Origin of the sequence: Denitrobacterium detoxificans, assembly GCF_001643775.1 — a bacterium.
In the GTDB taxonomy this organism is placed as follows: Bacteria; Actinomycetota; Coriobacteriia; order Coriobacteriales; family Eggerthellaceae; genus Denitrobacterium; species Denitrobacterium detoxificans.
On sequence record NZ_CP011402.1, the window covers coordinates 1,202,920 to 1,222,609 of the forward strand.

16 protein-coding genes are annotated in these 19,690 nt (G+C 58.9%); 9 read left to right on the top strand and 7 right to left on the bottom strand.

What is annotated here, in order from left to right; translation table 11 throughout:
- From AAY81_RS05090 to AAY81_RS05105, 4 genes are all read left to right on the top strand, one after another.
- Positions 1–1,647: a nickel-dependent hydrogenase large subunit gene (locus AAY81_RS05090; RefSeq protein ID WP_066662198.1), complete on the top strand. Its 1,647-nt coding sequence runs from the start codon at positions 1–3 to the stop codon at positions 1,645–1,647.
- Between the two features lies 1 nt (position 1,648).
- Positions 1,649–2,335, top strand: a complete 687-nt coding sequence (locus AAY81_RS05095) for a cytochrome b/b6 domain-containing protein (RefSeq protein WP_066662201.1) — start codon at positions 1,649–1,651, stop codon at positions 2,333–2,335.
- Between the two features lie 108 nt (positions 2,336–2,443).
- Positions 2,444–2,896 (top strand): viscotoxin-A3, encoded by a 453-nt coding sequence (locus tag AAY81_RS05100; RefSeq protein ID WP_066664975.1) that lies wholly within the window; start codon positions 2,444–2,446, stop codon positions 2,894–2,896.
- An 8-nt stretch (positions 2,897–2,904) separates the two neighbouring features.
- Positions 2,905–3,438, top strand: coding sequence for a hydrogenase maturation protease (locus AAY81_RS05105; RefSeq protein ID WP_066662203.1), 534 nt, complete (start codon positions 2,905–2,907; stop codon positions 3,436–3,438).
- A 3-nt stretch (positions 3,439–3,441) separates the two neighbouring features.
- Here the strand turns inward: AAY81_RS05105 and nth are convergent, their stop codons facing one another.
- Complete coding sequence (gene nth, locus AAY81_RS05110) at positions 3,442–4,083, bottom strand: endonuclease III (protein WP_338030606.1); 642 nt, start codon at positions 4,081–4,083, stop codon at positions 3,442–3,444.
- A gap of 155 nt (positions 4,084–4,238) precedes the next feature.
- On the opposite strand from nth, the gene mfd reads away from it, so the two are divergent.
- The 3 genes from mfd to AAY81_RS05125 all read left to right on the top strand — a co-directional run bounded on the left by mfd (position 4,239) and on the right by AAY81_RS05125 (position 9,519).
- Complete coding sequence (gene mfd, locus AAY81_RS05115) at positions 4,239–7,709, top strand: transcription-repair coupling factor (RefSeq protein WP_066662207.1); 3,471 nt, start codon at positions 4,239–4,241, stop codon at positions 7,707–7,709.
- A gap of 138 nt (positions 7,710–7,847) precedes the next feature.
- Positions 7,848–8,516, top strand: a complete 669-nt coding sequence (locus AAY81_RS05120) for a PspA/IM30 family protein (protein WP_066662209.1) — start codon at positions 7,848–7,850, stop codon at positions 8,514–8,516.
- Position 8,517: 1 nt separating this feature from the next.
- Positions 8,518–9,519 (top strand): hypothetical protein, encoded by a 1,002-nt coding sequence (locus AAY81_RS05125; RefSeq protein WP_066662212.1) that lies wholly within the window; start codon positions 8,518–8,520, stop codon positions 9,517–9,519.
- A 64-nt stretch (positions 9,520–9,583) separates the two neighbouring features.
- Here the strand turns inward: AAY81_RS05125 and AAY81_RS05130 are convergent, their stop codons facing one another.
- The 5 genes from AAY81_RS05130 to AAY81_RS05150 are packed head-to-tail and all read right to left on the bottom strand — an operon-like array spanning position 9,584 to position 14,882.
- Positions 9,584–10,000, bottom strand: a complete 417-nt coding sequence (locus AAY81_RS05130) for a PaaI family thioesterase (RefSeq protein ID WP_066662216.1) — start codon at positions 9,998–10,000, stop codon at positions 9,584–9,586.
- Between the two features lie 2 nt (positions 10,001–10,002).
- On the bottom strand, positions 10,003–11,124 hold the full coding sequence (locus AAY81_RS05135) for a 4Fe-4S binding protein (protein ID WP_066662224.1): 1,122 nt from the start codon (positions 11,122–11,124) through the stop codon (positions 10,003–10,005).
- Positions 11,117–12,604, bottom strand: a complete 1,488-nt coding sequence (gltX, locus tag AAY81_RS05140; protein ID WP_066662227.1) for a glutamate--tRNA ligase — start codon at positions 12,602–12,604, stop codon at positions 11,117–11,119. Before gltX ends, AAY81_RS05135 begins: the two co-directional genes overlap by 8 nt.
- Before the next feature lie 51 nt (positions 12,605–12,655).
- Positions 12,656–13,486: a lipoprotein intramolecular transacylase Lit gene (locus AAY81_RS05145; RefSeq protein ID WP_066662230.1), complete on the bottom strand. Its 831-nt coding sequence runs from the start codon at positions 13,484–13,486 to the stop codon at positions 12,656–12,658.
- Positions 13,487–13,508: 22 nt separating this feature from the next.
- Complete coding sequence (locus AAY81_RS05150; RefSeq protein ID WP_066662233.1) at positions 13,509–14,882, bottom strand: circularly permuted type 2 ATP-grasp protein; 1,374 nt, start codon at positions 14,880–14,882, stop codon at positions 13,509–13,511.
- 112 nt (positions 14,883–14,994) lie between these two features.
- On the opposite strand from AAY81_RS05150, the gene metK reads away from it, so the two are divergent.
- Together metK and priA are read left to right on the top strand one after the other, a co-directional pair.
- Positions 14,995–16,266, top strand: a complete 1,272-nt coding sequence (metK, locus tag AAY81_RS05155) for a methionine adenosyltransferase (RefSeq protein ID WP_066662240.1) — start codon at positions 14,995–14,997, stop codon at positions 16,264–16,266.
- A gap of 3 nt (positions 16,267–16,269) precedes the next feature.
- The gene (priA, locus tag AAY81_RS05160) at positions 16,270–18,672 is read left to right on the top strand and encodes a replication restart helicase PriA (RefSeq protein WP_066662243.1); all 2,403 of its coding nucleotides are present in this window, start codon (positions 16,270–16,272) and stop codon (positions 18,670–18,672) included.
- Here the strand turns inward: priA and AAY81_RS05165 are convergent.
- Positions 18,669–19,595, bottom strand: a complete 927-nt coding sequence (locus AAY81_RS05165; protein ID WP_066662245.1) for a LysR family transcriptional regulator — start codon at positions 19,593–19,595, stop codon at positions 18,669–18,671. The two genes, priA and AAY81_RS05165, sit on opposite strands and share 4 nt — an antisense overlap.
- Between the last annotated feature and the right edge of the window lie 95 nt (positions 19,596–19,690).

A 19,690-nucleotide genomic window follows, 5' to 3' on the forward strand; every position in this document is an offset into this window, starting at 1 on the left:
ATGGCACGTACAGTAATCGACCCGATTACCCGTATCGAGGGTCACCTGCGTGTGGAAATGGAAGTCGAAGACGGCGTCGTTACCGATGCATGGGTCTCCGGCGGCTGCTTCCGCGGCATGGAGCTGGTTGTGCGCGATCGCGCTCCCGAAGATGCTGCAATGATCGTGCAGCGCATCTGCGGCGTTTGCCCTGTCTCTCACGCGCATGCTTCCACGCTTGCCGCCGAGAAGGCATATGGCATCACCATTTCGAACAACGCCCGCATCATTCGCAACCTCGTCGAAGGTGCCCAGTTCCTGCATAGCCACATCCTGTGGTTCTACAACCTGGCTGCCCTCGACTACGTGAACCCGCTGCATGCTCTGGAAGCCAACCCGGCCGATGCCTGGGATCTGGCCACCGCTGCCGGCACTTCCACGAACACCGACTTCAAGGCCCTGCAAGAGCGCCTTACCACGTTCGCGGAGAACAAGCAGCTGTCCATCTTCAGCGGCAACTGGTTCGATTCCGAGAACTCGCAGGGCTACAAGCTGCCCGCCGAGCTCGACCTCATTTGCACCGCGCATTACCTCGAAGCCCTCACCATGCAGTCGAAGGCTTCCGAGATCGCCGCGCTGCTGGGCGGCAAGATGCCGCACATCATGACGAGCACGCCTGGTGGCACGATGTTCTATCCCACCGAGGAGAAGCTCGACGACCTGTGGTCCCTCGTCAACGAGGTGTACGACTGGGTCAAGGCAACCATGATTCCCGACACGCTGGCCATTGCTCCCTATTACGCCGACGCATTCAACTTCGGCAAGGGCTGCGGTCGCTACGTGGCATGGGGCGTTTTCGAAGATGCAAGCTTCGATATGAACAAGCGCTACCTGCCCGCTGGCGTTCTGGGCGACGGTCTGAAGCTTTCCGACGTCGACGAGTCCAAGATCAAGGAATACGTTGGCCATTCCTGGTACAAGGGCGATTCCGACCTCAACCCGCTTGAGGGCGTTACCGAACCCGAGTTCACGGAATACAACACCGATGATCGTTACACCTGGTGCAAGGCTCCTTCGTACGATGGTCAGTGCATGGAAGCCGGTTCGTTCTCCCGTCTGCTCGTTGCCTACAAGCGCAATGTCAGCTTCATCGTCGACCAGATCGACGGCCTGCTGGAAACGCTGGGCGTTCCGGGTCAGCTGGAAATCCTGCAGTCCACGCTTGGCCGTACGGCTGCTCGCCAGATCGAGACGCTCTACATCGCTGGCCTCATGAAGGAATGGGTCCAGGAGCTTATCGAGGCCGTGAAGGGTGGCGACTCGGAGTACTTCCGCACGCCTTCCACCACGACTGGCCAGGGTACGGGCTTCTGGGAGGCTCCGCGTGGTGCTCTCTACCACACGGAAAAGGTCTCCAACGGCAAGATCACCGATTACCAGATCATCATTCCCACGACGTGGAACATCGCTCCGCACGATGCCGACGGCGTTCCCGGTCCCATGGAGCAGGCCTGCATCGGCGTTCCCGTGGGCGACATGGAAAAGCCCATCAACGTGCTGCGTACCGTTCACAGTTTCGACCCCTGCACCGCTTGCGCAGTGCACATCACGGAGCCCAAGACGGGCAAGACCTTCAAGACGGTTACGAGCCCTTGGGGGGTGAAGTAAGATGGCCGAACTCGCACACTACAAGGACGCACATCCGCTGCCGTTCGTCATCACGCACTACGTGAACCTCATTTCGATGATTCTGCTCATTCTCAGTGGCTTCATCATTCACTTCCCGTACCTGCCCGCCATCATGGGCATTTGCCGCGGCGTGCATATCTTCTGCGGCATCGTGCTGGTTGTGAACTGCATCGTGCGCGTTATCCTGGCGTTCGTGCTGGATTCCGCTCCCGTTGGCGGCACGCGTCAGAAGGTTAAGGACATCAAGTCCTTCCTTCCGCAGGCCGACAACAAGGGTCAGCTCATCCCGTGGATCAAGTTCTACCTGTTCATCCAGAAGGACCATCCGTTCTCGGGTAAGTTCAACCCGCTGCAGAAGATGGCGTACGACCTCATTCCTCTGCTCATCCTGTTCATGGGCTATACGGGCTTCTGCCTGTGGTCGGTTACGGCTGACATGCCCATCTTCGCTGCTGGCACTGCAGCCATGGGTGGCCTTATGAGCGTTCGCATCATTCACTACTTCATGATGTTCGTTTTCATCATCTTCATGATTATCCATGTGTACATGGCCGTCATCGAAGGTGGCAAGCCGCTCATGAAGCTCATGTTCGCTCGCAAGGAGCATGGTGGCCTTACCTACGATATCAACGTTCACGATATCTCGGGCGAGGATCACACCGTCTAGGATTTCCTTCCTGGATTCTTTCTTGAAGGGGGCCTTCGGGCTCCCTTCTTTTTCCAGGCGGCTGATATGCTGTCTTCTAGGTTACGACGCGAAGATATGGGGTTTGCCATGAGCGAATACGAGGGCCTTACCGACGAGCAGGTGGAGCGCGAACGTGCGCTGCTCAAGGGCGTGCCCGTTTTGAATCTGGGGGCCTTGTTTCTGCCGCCCATTTGGGGTCCCGCCCATGGCATGTGGTGGACGATCGTGTTCTATCCCATTTGGGCGCTTGCTGACTCGTTGTTCTACTACGCCTATGCATCTGTCTCGGGCGTGGGGGAGAGCAGTCCGCTTGCCGTTGTGGCTGCCGTCGTTGTTCTTCTGCTGCTCACTGCCTTTACCTTCGCCTTTGCGCGACTGGCTCAGCCTGCCGCCCTGCATCGCGCCTTGGAGCATAAGGGCATGCGTAAGAGCGAGTATCTTCGCCGCGAACGCATCTGGGCGGTGGCTTCCGTGGTTGCGGGGTGCATTCTGCTTGCGTTGGCTACCTATTACAACGTCGTCGTGAAAGTGTCTCTGTAAGGTTTGCCATGAAGATTGCCGTGTTTTGCGTTGGTAACAAGCTCATGCTTGATGATGGCATTGGGCCTGCCGTGTACGACGAATTGTCCGCGTACGAGTTCTCTTCCGATGTGGAGTTGTTTGACGTTGGCTGCATGAGCATGGATTATCTGAATGCCGTCCAGGCGTTCGACCTGATCATTACCGTTGACGCCCTTGATGGAACAGGCGGCGAACCGGGTACCATCTTCCGCTTCGAGCCCGATGATATGGCTCCGCGTCCGTTTGGGGCGCAGTCTCTTCACGACCTGAAGCTATCCGATCTGTTCGAGACGGCCAAGCTGTTGGGCTACCAGGCCCAGGGCGTGTGTCTGGGTATGCAGGTGGCTAACGCCGAGCCTGCCGAGTTGACCGTCGGCCTCACTCCCCGCGTGTCAGAAAAGCTTAATGACCTGGTTGATTGCGTTCTTGCCGAACTCGTTCGCGTGGGGCAGGTCATTCGACTGCGCGAAACGGGCCAGCAGGTTGCCCCAGGCTGGCATCATACGAGCGTTTCTGCGTAGCGGTTACGCCTCGCAGCTGGGGCAGAGGTCGCATACGGGGCAATCCGCGCAGAGCGGGTTGCGCGCGCGGCAGTATTCCCTGCCAAAGTGCACCCACTGATGGTTGATGAACAGCCAATCGGGTTGCTCGTATACGCGCATGAGCGCGCGTTCGGTCTTTTCGGGCGTATCGGCCGAAGGTCCTGCCAGCTTCAGTCGGTGAGCGATTCTGTAGACGTGCGTGTCAACGGCTATGCCTTGGGGGTTGCGAAACGCCTCGCACATGACCACGTTGGCCGTTTTTCGTCCGACGCCGGGGAGCTTCTGCAGTTGGTCCATGTCGTTGGGCACGATGCTGTCGAATTCGGAGGCTAGAATCCTTCCCAGTTGCACGAGGTGCTTCGCTTTGGAGCGGAAGAACCCCAGCGAGTGAATGATTTCCTCGACGCTTTCGATGGAAGCGGCTCCAAGGGCTGCAGGTGTGGGGTATTTCTCGAAGAGGGCGGGCGTTACCCTATTCACGGCCGCATCGGTGCATTGGGCGGAAAGCACCACGGCGACAACCAGTTGAAATGGGGTTTCGTAATCGAGTGAACATTCTCCGTCGCCGTAGCGCTCATGCATGCGCTCCTCGATGAGCTTTGCGCGTTCGCGTTTCGCTGCCATTGTCTCGCGTGGCATGGCCATCCTTTCCGCAGTTCCATAGGTTTATTGTACGACGGCTCTATGGGCTTTGCGGGGTGTCGGGCATTAATCGCCGTCCACGATATAATGGGCTTGCCGCATATGCGGCTTTTTCAGGTTAGTCGAAAGGCGCATCTATGCTCATTGACGCACTCGTACATCCGCTTTCCCGTTGCGAAGATATGCAGCAGTTCTGGGGCAAGCTCGATTCGGGCGAAGATGCGGCTCTGGGCATAGCCTCTTCTGCCAGGCCCTTCATGGTGGCTTCCCGCTTCGCGCGCACGCCACAGCCAACGCTCGTCATCATTGCCGGGGAGGAGGCTGCCGACGACTTCGCTCGCAACCTTGGCGCATACGTCGGGGAAGAACGCGTGCTTCGCTTTCGCGAGCGCGACGATTATCCCTTCGGCGAAAAGGAGGCGGATGCGCGCAAAGTGGCCCAGCGGATGGAATCGCTCTGGTCGCTTGCGCATGGACGCGAATGCATCGTTGTCGCCTCCGCGCGTTCGCTTCTTCGAAAGATGCCTCCGGCGGGAAATCCCTTTTACGAGCCCATCGAGCTTTCGGTGGGTGCCGAGGCTTCGGCATTTCTGCGTGACGAGTCTGCGACGTTTGAGAGCTTCCCGCTCGCGTTGGAAACGGCTGGCTATGTTAATACAGGCGATTTGGAGGGGCCTGGCACGTATGCCGTGCATGGTGGCACCATTGACGTGTATCCGGGGAATCTCTCCTTTCCTGTTCGAATCGACTTCTTTGGTGATGAGATAGACGAGATTCGTCGTATCGTGCCATCTACGGGGCAGACCATTGCCACGTTGGAGGATGTTCGCATTTTCCCCATTCGCGAATATGCTCCCAGCAATCGTGCCATTGCTCGAGCCCGGAAGGCGCTTCTGAATCCCGCGAAGACCAACCCGGTGCTGCGCGAATTGCTCGACAAGCTCGAGGGTGGTGTTACCGACGCCCAATCGGCGGCGTTGCTGCCGTACCTCTATGATCGGACCGATACGCTCGGTGCGTTTCTCGATGCGACGTGCCTGACGGTGCTCATTGAACCGCGTTCGCTTATCGATGACGCCCTGCATGCCTATGACGATATTCTCGCCCGTGCGCAAGGTTCGTCTATTTCCCCTGATGGGTTGTATTGCCCTGCAGCAAAGCTCGATTTCGGCTCAAACCAGCGATGCACGTATCAGTCAATCATGCGTATTGGCCAAGAGCTTGATGCACAGCTTCCCGTGAAGCGAACCGATGTGGCGGGGAATTCGGAAAAGCTCTTTGGCAAGCTCATGAGCTTGTCGAATGCCGATTTCACGGTCGTTTTTAGCGTGCCCAATTTCCGGGCCAGGCAGGATATGAAACTTGCCCTGGTGGATAGGGGCATTCCCATCGTGGAGACGCTTGATGCCGATGATGCCAACGTCGAGCGCCTGAAGCGTGGCGTGGTGAACGTGGTGGACGTGGACATCCCGCTGGGGCTGATTATCCCCAAGGCGAAGCTTGCCCTGGTGAGCATTGCCGATACTCAGGGCGCTGGTTCGTTGCGTACGCATAGGCGCATCGACATCACCGAAGTCACGTTTCCCTTTAAGCCGGGCGATTATGTCGTGCATTCGGCGCATGGCGTCGCCTTGTTCAAGGAGCTCGTGCGTCAGGAGGTCGGTGGCGTCCTGCGCGACTACCTGCTGTTGGAATACGCTGAAGACGACAAGCTCTACGTTCCCGTGGAGCAGCTCGACCGCGTTACCCGCTACGTGGGCCCCGAGGGTAGCAGCCCGCGCTTGACGCGTCTGAACACGAGCGATTGGTCGCGGGCGCTCAATCGCGCGCGCAAGGCGAGCAAGAAGCTTGCCTTCGATCTGGTGGATGTCTATACGCGTCGTGCGGCTACGCAGGGATATCGCTATTCTGCCGATACTCCTTGGATGCGCGAGATGGAGAGCGATTTCCCGTATCAGGAAACGCCTGATCAGCTTGCGGCTATCGCCGACGTGAAGGCGGATATGCAGTCGGCGCGCCCCATGGATAGGCTCGTGTGTGGCGACGTGGGCTTTGGCAAGACGGAAGTCGCCCTACGTGCCGCATTCAAGGCGACGCAGGACAAAAAGCAGGTAATGGTGCTTTGCCCCACAACCATTTTGGCACAGCAGCATTACACCACGTTCAAAGACCGCTTCGACGCATATGGCGTTACGGTAGAAGTGCTTTCTCGATTCCGCACGCCCGCACAGCAGAAGGCGGCTCTCGCAGGATTCGCCGATGGCTCGGTGCAGGTGCTCGTGGGCACGCATCGTCTGCTCTCTCGCGACGTGAACCCTTACGATCTGGGCTTGGTCATCATCGACGAGGAGCAGCGTTTTGGCGTGGGGCACAAGGAGCAGCTGAAGAACCTTCGCGAGAGCATCGACGTGCTCACGCTCTCGGCTACGCCGATTCCGCGCACCATGCAGATGTCGCTTTCCGGCGTGCGCGACATGAGCCTCATTCTTACGCCGCCTGACGATCGTCGCCCCGTTGAGGTGCATGTGGGCGAGTGGGACCCCGATGTGGTCAGCGACGCCATTCGACGTGAAATGGCCCGCGGTGGCCAGGTGTATTACGTGAGCAACCGCGTGCGCGGCCTCGATGATGCCGTGGCACGCGTAGCTCAGGCCGCTCCCGAGGCGCGCGTGGGAGTTGCCCACGGCAAGCTTACCAAGGAGCAGCTCGAAAGCGTCATGGAGGATTTCGCTGCCGCGGAAATCGATGTTCTCGTGGCTACGACCATCATCGAGAGCGGCATTGACAACCCTCATACGAACACCCTCGTCATCGAGGATTCTCAGCGTCTTGGCTTGGCTCAGATGTACCAGCTCAAGGGCAGGGTTGGGCGTAGCAACCTCCAAGCCTATGCCTACTTCATGTTCCCCGAGCATATGACGCTTACCGAAGAGGCCACGGCGCGCCTCGAGGCGATTAACGAGCATCAGGAGCTTGGCAGTGGCATGCGCGTCGCCATGCGCGACCTTGAGATTCGCGGTGCGGGTAGTTTGCTTGGCGCCGAACAGAGCGGCAATATGAGCGCCGTCGGCTTCGACTTGTTTGCCCAGATGCTTGCCGAGGCGGTGAACGCCACGCGCGAAGGCAGGGTGGAGAAGAGCGATCTTCTGCCGGCCGCCCTTTCTGACATCACCGTCAACGTGCCCGCTCATACGTATATTCCCGAGGAATACATCCCCGATGCCGACGAACGCGTGATGCTGTATCGCAAGGCGGCGTTTGCCGAGGAAGTGGAAGTCGTCGACGAGCTCGAGGAGCAGACGCGCAAGCGTCACCCCGACATGCCGCAAGCGACCATCAACTTCTTCATGAAGGCGCGCGTGAAGGCGCTAGCGAACGACATGCACGTGAAGACGGTCTCGGTGGTGGGCGGCAAGCTCAACGTGGAACCGGTCCCCAAGCCCGAAGGCGATCTGTGGCTTTCGCTTCGTCGCGCGAAGGCGCGCTACGTTACGCAGACGAGCAAGCTCCAGGTTCCCATGAAGTACTTCGCGCTTTCCGATGACGTTGCCTTGCTTGATGCTGTGTATGCGCTTTTGCGTGATTTGAGAGGTCAGCGTCGCGCTTAGTACACCCGCTGGTTTATTGTGCCGGCTCCCGCTGGGCTTTTCCATTTCGGGTCGGTTACGAACAAGCCTGTTGCCTGGGGAAATGCTACAATGTCCCCACGCGAAAACGCGCCCCTTAATTCTATCGAAAGGATTATCATGGCCATCTTCCAGCGCATTACCGACATCTTGAAGGCGAACATCAACGATATGCTCGACAAGGCAGAGGACCCCGAGAAGATGGTCAAGCAGATCATCATCGAAATGAGCGAACAGGTCGATTCTGCTACCGAGGCGCTTGGCCAGGCCATGGGTTCACAGAAGCTTGCCGCTCGCCAGCTTGAAGAAGCGAAGCGTGCTTCCGCCGATTGGCAGCAGAAGGCCGAGCTTGCTCTGAAGAGTGGCAACGAGGAACTTGCGCGTCGCGCCCTCGATTCCAAGGTTGGCGTCGATCGTCAGATCGCCGAAATGCAGCAGCAGTACGATGCACTCTCTGCTCAGGTTGACAAGCTGAAGGATCAGGTGAAGGTCCTCAAGCAGAAGCTCGACGAGGCTCGTGCTCGTCAGGATATTCTCATTGCTCGCTCGCGCATGGCCGACGCTCAGCAGGGCGTTGCCACGGCCGTTGGCGCAGCTTCTTCTACCTCCGCATTCTCCAAGCTCGATAAGCTCGAGCAGAAGGTTGCGCAGAAGGAAGCTACCGCCGAGGCCTTTACCGAGCTCAATGGCATGAACGTCGACCCTACGGAAGACGAGTTCGCCAAGCTGCAGCATGCTGCCGATGTCGATGCCGAAATGGCCGCGCTCAAGGCCAAGCTGGGCATGTAGCATGAGCCTATCTACGATCGCCATCGCCCTCATCTTCCTCATCGTTGCCGGTTTCGTCGTTTCGTTTGGCTACATCCGGCAATCCACGGCGGGGAAGAAGGAGACGCCTAGCGTTTCGCCCACCAGCGTGCACCAAACCCATAGCACCATGTCGCAGGACATGAAGAGCATGCAGACGTCGCGCGTCGTCGATGCCGTTTCCGTGCTCGACGAGCTGCGCATCGCTTCGCCTTCGTATCGTCATTACTGCGAGCTCGTTGGTTCGTCTCAGTCGGAAGGTGGGGTCATTGCCCCGTATAGCAAGCGCAAGGTCGCCTATTACGACGTTCGTTGCTATCGACTCGAGAATCGCGCTGGTCAGCACTACGAAACGCTCGTTGCGCACGAACGATCCATCGACCCCGTCTGGTTTTCCGATGGCAGCAGCGACGATCGGGTCTACATCGACGTCGCTTCCTTCGGCGAGAACGTCCTCCTGGTGAATTCGAAGGACCACGTGGAGCGCCCCGATTCGGAATTCTCCCGCACGTTTGGCCAGGCAGACCACGGTGGCTCCGTTGCGCCTTCGTCGGCTGTCTTCGGGCTTACCCCTCCGGGCTTCGATTTCGATCTGGGCGATATCGATCTCGATTTGTCATTCAGCGATTTGTCCAGCGGCTTCAATGACTTTCTGGGCGGCGCGTCCATGCCGCATGGCCATCACGACTACGGCTCTGACATTGGCACGCTTATTGGGGGCATTGCCCTGGGTACTGTCTTGTCACAGATGGGGCAGGATAAGCTGCCGCAATACGCTCAGCCTCAGCAACAGCAGAGTTCCATTTCCGGTTATCGCCTGGTAGAGGATGTCATCCCACTCAATTCGCCCGTCTATTGCATTGGCGAGTTGTATCGCACGGGCGATCGGCTGAGCATTGCCAAGTCGGTTTCCACCGATCATCCCACATCGTTCTTCGCGACGAAGCCCGAAGCTGAGGTTATTTCGCATTTAGCTGGTCGCTAGTTACGTTCCATAGCAAAGGGCTCCCAGCCATGGGAGCCCTTTTTACGTATGCGTTGATGAGCGCTTAATTGGCAGGCAGCGGCCGATGCATGAGCGAGTACGATCCGTGTGCCACCAGGCGTCCTTCGCTGTCGCAAATATCGATATCGTAGAAGCCCATCGTGCGACCGCGGCGTTTCGCCGAGCATGTGGCAATGAGCTCGTTTCCCCTTGGCATATCAGTGAATTGCATCGAACTGGACACGGTCATGTTGATCTCGTTCTCGTCCCAATCGGCAATGGCACTCGCGAAATCGGCCATCGTGAGGTAAAGACCGCCCATGACGCCGCCCTTGGCGTTGTGATGTCGCTCGTCTACCGTTACCGCTACAACCGAGCTTCCCGGCTCTGCATCTACGATGCGTATCCCCGACGTTTTCATCGCGAACAGGTCGTCTGCGAAGTAGGAGCGGACGGTTTCCAGATACGCATCGTGTTCCATTGCTACTCCTTGTGTCCTAGGCGTAGGCCGTGCTTGTGCTTTTCCTTCTTCGCTTTCGCTTCAGCGGATTCTTCGGATGCCTTCTCGAGCTCGTCGAGGTAGATTTCCGCCGTGGCTTCGTCGATGAACACCGCGCCTTGCTCGCATGCGTTCATGCATGCGCCGCACCCTACGCAGTACATGGGGTCGACTTCGGGCTTGCCCGTTTCCTGGTCGAGCGACCGAGCGCCCGTGGGGCAGGCGGCAACGCATGCTCCGGCACCCGTGCAGTATTCGAAGTCGGTCTTTGATATGCCCACGGGAATCTCGGCGGCGATATCGTGCCGACGCTCCACTGCTTCCAACAGCATCTTCTGACGTGGGAAGAGCGTATGCTTCTGGCGTCCTTCGGGCGTGAAATCCGCAAAGGGGCTATTCTCGGAGAGGTTCAGGCGTGCCACGGCGCGGGCACGTTCCCGCTTTGCGTAATAGTCTTGCAGCACCTCGGAGTTTCGCAGGCGACGTTTGCCGCTGGCGATTTCCCCTACATCGGAAAGCAGGCCGGTGAACGCGGCGCGGCGGTCTGTGGGGTCTTCCTCGTCGGTGTACTTCTCGATTAGCTTCTGGCTTTCGGGAATCCTATAGCTGAACAGGACGTTTTCTCCCGTGCGCTGTTCGGCAATCTCGATGGCGCGGGGGAAGAGCTCGCCGCCTATTTCGCCTGCGCGATCGCAGTCTTCGCAGTACTTCAGGTCGCAGGCGATGGTGAGCCTAATCTTTTCGGCCATGAGTAGCGTCCATAGCTCGGGTGGAACCATGGAAAGGCAGGGAAGCACCACGACGTTCGTGTCGATGTGCAGGTCGGGAAAGATATTCTCCTTGCACGTAAGGTATGCCCTGCGTCCGCTCGTGGCGATGCGGCGAATGCGTGCGTGCAAGTCGTTCATGGTGAGATGCGTGCTGGCGAACGCGTCGCATACGCCAAAGCAAATGCCGCATCCATTGCAGACGTCGTGGTCTACGACGGGCGCGGCGTTGCCTTCGGGCAGGCTGATTGCTCCATGCGGGCATGCATGCCCGCAGCGTGCGCAATCTGAGCCTGCCTGGCGCGTGCAGTATTCGTTTACGACAACGAGCTTATGCACCGAAGACTTCTTTCAAGGTTGTGTCGATACGGGCGACCACGTCGGCGCGGTCCATGAGCTCCACGCTTTCGAAGAGCGGGGGCGAAACCATGTTGCCGCAGACGGCAACGCGGATGGGCTGGAAGACGAACTTCGCCTTCATGTCGAGCTTCTCGCACAGGCCGCGAACGGTATCCTGCAGCGGGTCACATTCCCAGGCGATGGACTCGTCGGCAATTATGTCGCGAGCGGCGCGCAGCGCTTCCTCGGCGCGAGCGCCTTCCTTCAGCAGCACCTTCTTCACGCTCTTTTCGTTGAGCGTGACTTCGGGGCCCCAGAACAGGTAGGCAAGCTTTTCGGGCAGTTCGTCGAAGCGCTGCAGGCGCTCGGCGACAAGCGCGTACATCTTCATGAAGCGCTCGGGGTCGGCGTCGATATCGGCTTCGGTGGCACCAGCCTGCACCAGCCAGGAGCGGGCTGCCTTCAGCCATTCGCTTGCGCCCATATGCTGGATGTACTGGCCGTTCATCCAGTTCAGCTTCGTCTCGTCGAATACGGCATCCTTCTTCGTGATGCGTTCGAGCGAGAACTCGCGGCAGAGCACGTCGCGCGGAATGATGGTGGTTTCGCCGTCGAGGCTCCAGCCCAGAAGCGCCAGGAAGTTCACCATGGTGTCGGGCAGGTAGCCGCGGTCGCGGTATTCTTCCACGCTCGTTGCGCCATGGCGCTTCGAGAGCTTCTTGCCGTCGCCGCCCAGGATCATCGACAGATGCGCGAAGGTGGGCGTGGGATAGCCCAGGGCTTCGTAGATGAGAATCTGACGCGGGGTGTTCGACAGGTGATCGTCGCCGCGGATGACGTGCGTGATGCGCATGTTGGCATCGTCGCAAACTACGGCGAAGTTGTACGTGGGGCTACCGTCGGAGCGCACCAGGATGAGATCGTCCATGACGTCGGCGGGGAACTGCATGGGGCCGTATACGGCATCCTCGAATTCGATGGGGCCGTGGTCGGCGGGGACCTTCAGGCGCCATACGTGCTCTTCGCCTGCATCGATACGGCGCTGAGCCTCTTCGGGGTCGATATCGCGGCAGGTGCGGTCGTATCCGCAGTACGCCTGGCCGTTCTGCTCTGCGGCAGCGCGCTTGGCGTCGAGCTCTTCCTTCGAGCAGAAGCAGGGGTAGACTTTGCCTTCCGCCTTCAGCTTCTCGAGCGCTTCGCGATACGTGTCCAGGCGTTCCGTTTGCGTGTAGGGGCCATATTCACCGCCCGCTTCGGGGCCTTCGTCCCAATCCAGGCCCAGCCAGCGCATGGCGCGCAGGATGATCTGGGTGTTTTCCTCGGTGGAGCGCGTGGGGTCGGTGTCTTCGATGCGAAGCACGAACGTTCCGCCCATCGCACGCGCAAAGGCCCAGTTGTAGATGGCCGTGCGGGCGCCACCGATGTGGAGCTTGCCGGTGGGGCTTGGTGCGAAACGTACGCGTACTTCTGATGCTGTCATAGTGCCTTCCTTCATATGCTATGCCGCGAATGGCGCGGCGATATAACGGAGTTATGCGGCATGCCTCTTCATGCGGCCGCCGAGAACAATCGAAATGATACATGCGGTTGCCGTGACAGCCAACCACAGGGCGCCCATGCCCATCCAAAATCCCTCGGGAAGCATGCTGATAAGCAAGCTATTTGCCGAGAACGTCCAATTCCCTTGGGGAAAGAGCACTTCGTGGAAGAAGGCGAAGAAGGCGTCGAAATTGTAGATGGACCAGATGCCGCAGAAGAACAGAGGCGTGAGCACGAGAGTTCCGCCCCAGCTGAGCGCACGTCCTAGCAGTTTCTTGTTGTTGCGCAGCATGACGGCAAGGATGAGCGCAACGATGGCTATGCCCATGAATACGGGTACCGCCTTGGTGATGAGCGCGTTGCAATCTTCCAGATGGCTCATGGCGTCTTCGTCGAGCCCGTACGCGTCGGATACGCTTGCCATGGCGTACATGGTTTGCAGGCTATCGTCTTCGCTGTTCAGGTTGACGGAGTTCGTCACCCGCGTCCATGCGGACGCCTTCTGCGACCCCTCGCTGCTTGCTTCTTGTGCGGCGCTCACCACGCGCGAGGCGAGCAGCTCCTTGGCATCGGAAAGCAGACCGTCGTGGCCTTCGACCGTGTAGTCACGCGTGGCAACGGCAAGCTGCACGAGCTGGTCGTAGGTGTAGGGCGAAGCGTCGGCGCTACACGTGTTTTGGGCCAGCAGTCGTGTTGTGGGTTGTGCTGCGCAGGCAGCATAGCCTGTGAACAGGTATGTTGCCGCAAGGCAAACGCAGCATAGAATGGACGCCACGTTCGCGACGAACGTGGATAGCGGGGAAGACTCGTTTGGTTTGCTCATGTTAGTGAATTGCTCGTTTCGCTTACAGGTCGCAGTCGACCCAGATGGTTGCGCTCGTAAGGTCGCCCATGGGATTACTGATGATGGCATTTGGCCCCAGGCGGCTGAACACGCCCGCGAAGGTTCCGTTGAACACGTAGAGGCCATTCAGGTTCTTGTAGGGCCTCAGCTGACGCGGAATGTCGGCGGCATCGCGTTCCAGCATGTCGGGAACGATGGGCAGCACGTCGGTCTCGTAGGGCGTGAGGTACGTCTGCACCAGGAAGGGTGCGCCAGCGGCGCCATTTGCGAATTTGCTCACGATGGCTTCCCATTCCTCTTGGGTATGCATCTGGCCTGCGTAGACGTCGGCGGCGCCATACTGGTCGGTGGGCTTGATAATCCAGCTGTCCTTGTTCGCGCGCACCTCGTCCAAATTGATGTGAGCGTCGTCGAGGAACTTCGTCTGCGGAACGTGGGCGTCAACGAAATCGCATTCCTCTTGCGTAAGGAACGCGCGCGTCTTCGGATGAAAGAGCGCGTCGAAGATCTGCTTGTCATGAACGATGTGGCCCGCGAAGCTTCCGATGAGCGCCACGGCTCCCGCACGGGTGGCTTCGATGAGCGGCTGGCTTTCGTCCCAGTGGTTCAGGATGTCGTTGGTGACGCTGCGACGCCAGATGGCATCGACGCGGCGACCAGATTTCGTGCGGAGCACGCCGTCTTCGAAGACCAGGTCGCGCACATCGGCAACGATGCAAGGGTATCCGCGCTGCGCGAAGTAGGTGCAGTACACCTTGAATTCGTCGACCACGGCGTTTTCCATGAAGTCCACGATTGCGAACGTGGGATGCTCGACGCGGTTCTCGAACGTGTTGTAGATGCGGATGAACTCGTCGACCCAAGGGTAGAACAGATCGCTTGTCTGCACAGTATGGTTCTTCTTGAATTCCTGCATGGTCTTGCTGTTCGCAAGCGAGATGTTTAGCTCGCGGTCTTCGTTCATGCCCGAGGATCCGTCGGCATTTAGCTCGCAAAATCCGCTGGTCAGGTCGTCTTCGTTCAGGAAAATGTCGAAGCGGGCGAAGGGAAGCAGTGCATCATAGCGCTGGGGAATCATAATGAGATCCGCCAGGCGCTCGTCGTATTCGAAGATCTGGCGATAGTCTGCGTCGTCCAGGTAATGGCGCATGACCTTTTCGCAGATGGTATGTGTTGTTTCTGCTACGTGCTTCATTTCGTCGTAGGTGGCGCGATCGAACAGGCGCGGCACGAACGAGGACTCGGCGAGCTCGTAGTGCACGATGGCCGTGGAATTCTCCATATATGCGAATGCAGCGCGACGGCTGTCAATATCGCCATCGAGCTGCTCGATTATCCTCGTAAACTCATTGGTGTACTGTTTGTTCAGCGTCATGGGTTCTCTCCGAAAAGTTCGAATGGTTTTTTCCGTAAAAGTGTATCATTGCACGCAAGAAAAAATACGGGCGTAGAGCCCATCCGCCGCTACTTACGAAGGAGATAGTTCCATGGCGAATGAAACCCAGGGTCGTTCCTACCTGTTTACGAGCGAATCGGTCACAGAGGGGCATCCCGACAAGATTTGCGACCAGGTCTCCGATGCCATCCTCGATGCCATCCTCGAGCGCGAAGCCGCCCTTCAGGAAGCTGGTTACGTTTCGCCCAACAGTGGTACCGCTGCCGATATCAACGAGGTGCGCACCGCCATCGAGACGTTCACCACCACGGGCATCATTACCGTTATGGGCGAAGTTCGCACCCAGGCCTACGTCGACGTGGACACCATCGTGCGTGATGTCGTGCGCGAAATTGGTTACACGGGTTCCGACATGGGCTTCGACGCTGAAACGTGCGCTGTTGCCAACTACATGCACGCGCAGTCTGCCGATATCGCTGCGGGCGTCGACGAAAGCTACGAGGCGCAGCATGGCGAAGCCGCCGAAAACGATCCGTACGACACCATTGGCGCTGGCGACCAGGGCGTGATGTTTGGCTACGCGTGCAACGAAACCAGCACGCTTATGCCCATGCCCATCTTCCTGGCGCATCGTCTTTCCGAACGTCTTACCGAGGTGCGCAAGAACGGCGAGCTGCCGTACCTGCGTCCCGACGGAAAGACGCAGGTCACCGTTCGCTATGTCGACGACAAGCCGGTGGGCGTCGAAAAGGTGCTCATCTCTACGCAGCATGCTCCCGAAGTGGAAACGCCGCAGATCAAGGCCGACCTTATCGAGCATGTCATTGCTCCCGTATTCGAGCGCGAGGGCGTCGCTTGGGAAGGAGCCGAGGTCTTCGTGAACCCCACGGGTAGGTTCGTCGTGGGTGGCCCCATGGGCGATACGGGCCTCACCGGCCGCAAGATCATTGTCGACACCTACGGTGGCATGGGTCGCCACGGCGGCGGCGCGTTCAGCGGCAAGGATGCCACCAAGGTCGACCGTTCCGCTGCGTATGCGGCTCGTTGGGTTGCCAAGAACATCGTGGCTGCGGGCTTGGCAAGCAAGTGCGAAATCGAGCTCGCTTACGCCATTGGCGTGGCACGTCCCCTTTCCATCCTGGTGGAAACGTTTGGTACCAACACGGTGGAAATCGAAAAGATCGAAGCTGCCGTCAGCCAGGTCTTCGACTTGCGTCCGGCTGCCATCATCGATGCCCTCGATCTGCGCCGTCCCATCTTCCGCAAGACGTCCGCATATGGCCACTTTGGCCGCGAGCTTCCCGAGTTTACGTGGGAAGCCACGAACAAGGTCGACGAATTGCGCGCTGCTTGCGGGCTGTAGTCCATGCGCACTGCGCAGGTAGTCCTCGACATACCAACTCAGGCGCTCGATAGCGCTTACACCTACATTGCACCCGATCATCTGGATGATTTCCAGGTCGGGTGCTCTGTTCTGGTGCCGTTTGGCGGCCGGCAGGCCGTTGGCTTCGTTATGTGCGTGAGCGAATATGCGGAAGACGACCTTGCTTCGCTCGAGGCCGATGCTGGTTGCAAGGCGTCAAAGCTTAAGCCTATTGCGTCCGTGCTCAGCAAGCCCTTCTTCGATGAGAACGGCGCCGCATGTGCGGAATTCCTTGCTAATCGCTATGTCGCACCGCTTTCCAGCTGCGTTCGCCTGTTCACGCCGCCTGGTGGCGTTCCTCGTATGGTGCGGGGTGCTCATGGCTGGCGCTTGGAGCAGCCTACGGTTGGAGAGGTCGATGACCGTTGGGTGCGGCTTCTGCCGGCAGCGGCTGAATTTACCCCACGCAAGGGAGCGGTCAAACAAGAGGCCATTCTTCAGGCGCTTTCCGCGGGCGAGTTGCGCGTTGCCGAACTCACTGCGGAATACGGCTCGGTTTCGAGCGTGCTGAAGTCCCTTGAGAAACGGGGCGTGCTTGCGGTGGAATCGCGTCGTCGCATGCGTGGCATGGAGCGCGTTGACGGCGCGGGCACGCAGATGGACTATCGTTCCGTCGGCTTCGAGCCCACCGCCAAACCGCAGCTTACCGAGGGACAAGAACGCGCGCTTGCCGAAATCGAGCAGGCTTACAACGCCCATTGCGGGCGCGTCGTGCTCTTGGATGGCGTTACGGGCTCGGGCAAGACGGAAGTCTACCTGCAGGCCATCGAGCGTGTTATCAAGGCGGGTCAGACGGCTATCGTCCTCGTGCCTGAGATTTCCCTTACGCCGCAGACGGTTGCTCGCTTCAGGGGTAGATTCGGCGACATGGTCGCTGTACTTCATTCTCGTATGAGCGTGGGGGAGCGCTACGACCAGTGGGATTTCATTCGCTCGGGTGATGCGCGCGTCGTTGTGGGCGCCCGAAGTGCGCTCTTCTCTCCGCTTGCAAATCTTGGCCTCATCGTCATCGACGAGGAGCACGAAGGTTCGTATAAGCAAGACCAGGCCCCGCGCTACGTCTCGCGTGACGTAGCTGCGTGGATGGCTCAGCATGTGGGCGGTGCGCTCGTTTTGGGTAGTGCCACGCCTTCCATCGAAACGCTCCATCGTGTTCATTTCGATGAAGCGTGGTCTTGCGTCGAGCTGCCTGAACGCGCGAACGGCAAGCCCATGCCGCGCGTCGATGTCGTGGACATGGCGAATGAATTTGGCAGCGGCAGTCGTTCCATGTTCTCTCGCAAGTTGCAGAACGCCCTGAAGGAGACCATAGACCAAGGTCGCAAGGCCGTCCTCATGCTCAACCAGCGTGGCTTCGCCTCGTTTCTGCTTTGTCGCGAATGCGGGTTCGTGCCCACGTGCCCCAGCTGCTCTACGTCGCTTACCTACCATGAGCGCGGCGCTTCCCTGGTGTGCCATCATTGCGGCTATACCATGGCGGCACCAGCGCTGTGCCCCGAATGCGGTAGCCCCTACCTGAAGAAGTTTGGCGCGGGCACGCAGCGCGTGGAAGCCGAACTGCGGGGAACGATCGAGGCGTTTGGATCCCGCTACCACGTCACGTGCTCTTCCGATGCGGAAGCGCCTTCGTCCATGCCCATTTCCGAAGGCGACATCGTCGTCGACCTCATTCGTATGGACGCTGACACGACGTCGCACAAGGGTGCTCATCGTGCGTTGCTCGAGCGCTTTGCGTCGGCCGATGCCGCCGTTTTGCTGGGTACCCAGATGATCGCAAAGGGCCTCGACTTCGACGACGTGACGCTCGTGGGCGTCATCAATGCCGATACGCAGTTGCGTCTTCCCGATTTTCGTTCGGGCGAGCGTACGTTCGATTTGATTCAGCAGGTTGCGGGGCGTGCGGGTCGCGCCGATTTGCCGGGCCGCGTCATCGTGCAAACGTATAACGCGTCGTCTGCCGCCATACGCGCCGCCGCCCGTTACGACCGCGCGGCATTCCTGAAGGATGAGCTCCCCAAGCGAAAGGCCCTGCAATATCCTCCGTACGTGCGCTTGGCCGACGTGCGCATTTGGGGCAAGAACGAAGGGGAAGTGCGCGATCACGCCATTCAACTGTACGAGCAGCTACGCGATCAGCTATCGAAGGTAGCCGTGGGCGATTGGCTCATATTGCCTCCGGTGCCATGCGTGCTTTCGCGTTTGCGTGGCAACTATCGCTATCACATTAGCGTGAAGGCGCCGCTTGGGTCTGATATCGCCACGGTGCTGGCTCCCGTCTTTCGCGCTCGCAAGGCCCAGAGCACGGTGAGCGTCGCGATTGACGTGGACCCTCAGTCGCTGCTCTAGCTTACGTAGCTCGTTACGTCGGGGCAGGCGGCGATGAGCTTCTTCAGGTTCGCTATATACGAATGGAGCAACCAGCCCGTATCGCGGCCCTGGTGGATTACGTAGCCTACCTTCATGGTCTCCTTCGTTTCCAGTGGGATGCTCGCAATGCCCGTGTACATTTCGCTGGAAAGCAGACCCGTGGAAATGGTGTAGCCGTTGCAACTTGCAAGCAGGTTAGCGAGCGTTCCGCGATCGGTGATGCGCACGTTCTTCGCGTGGGGCAGGTAGGCGAAGGGCTCCTCGGAATAATAGAAGGAGTTTCGCTCGTCCTGCAGGAACGAATAACGAGGATATTCAGCCAAGTCGCCAGGCTGAATCGTCTTCCGTTTTGCTAACGGGTGATGTTCCCCCACGAACACGTGCACGGGCGCCTCAAAGAGCGGGTAGAACATGAGATGCGCGTCATCGAACGCCTTCCAGAGCACGCGCTGATTGTAGTTATCGGTGTATAGGATGCCGATTTCGCTACGGAACTCTTTTACATCCTCGATGATCTGCAAGGTGCCCGTTTCGCGGAGGACGAACTCGTATTCGTCGCCACCGCATTCTTCCAGCGTGCGTACGAATGCTTCCACGGAAAACGAGTAATGCTGCGTAGACACTGCCAAGCGGGCCTGGTCGGAATCGTCGTGGCTGTAGCGCGCTTCCAAGAGGTCTGCTTGCGTGATGACCTGCCGTGCGTAGCCTAAAAGCTCGGTGCCCTCGTTGGTGAGCGTTACGCCGCGGTTGCTACGACGAAAGATGGAAATGCCCAGTTCGCTTTCAAGGTCCTTGATGGCCGTGGATAGATTGCTCTGCGACGAATAGAGCCGCGTGGCCGCGGCGTTGATGGAGCCGTATTCTGCTACGGCCAGTATGTAACGCAGTTGCTGCAGCGTCATCTTCGCACTCCTTTTGGCGTGAATCGCTTTGTTAGAAGTGTAACCGCTTGATGGCGAATTTGCTATCTAGAATAGCGATAACGAGAACTCGCTTA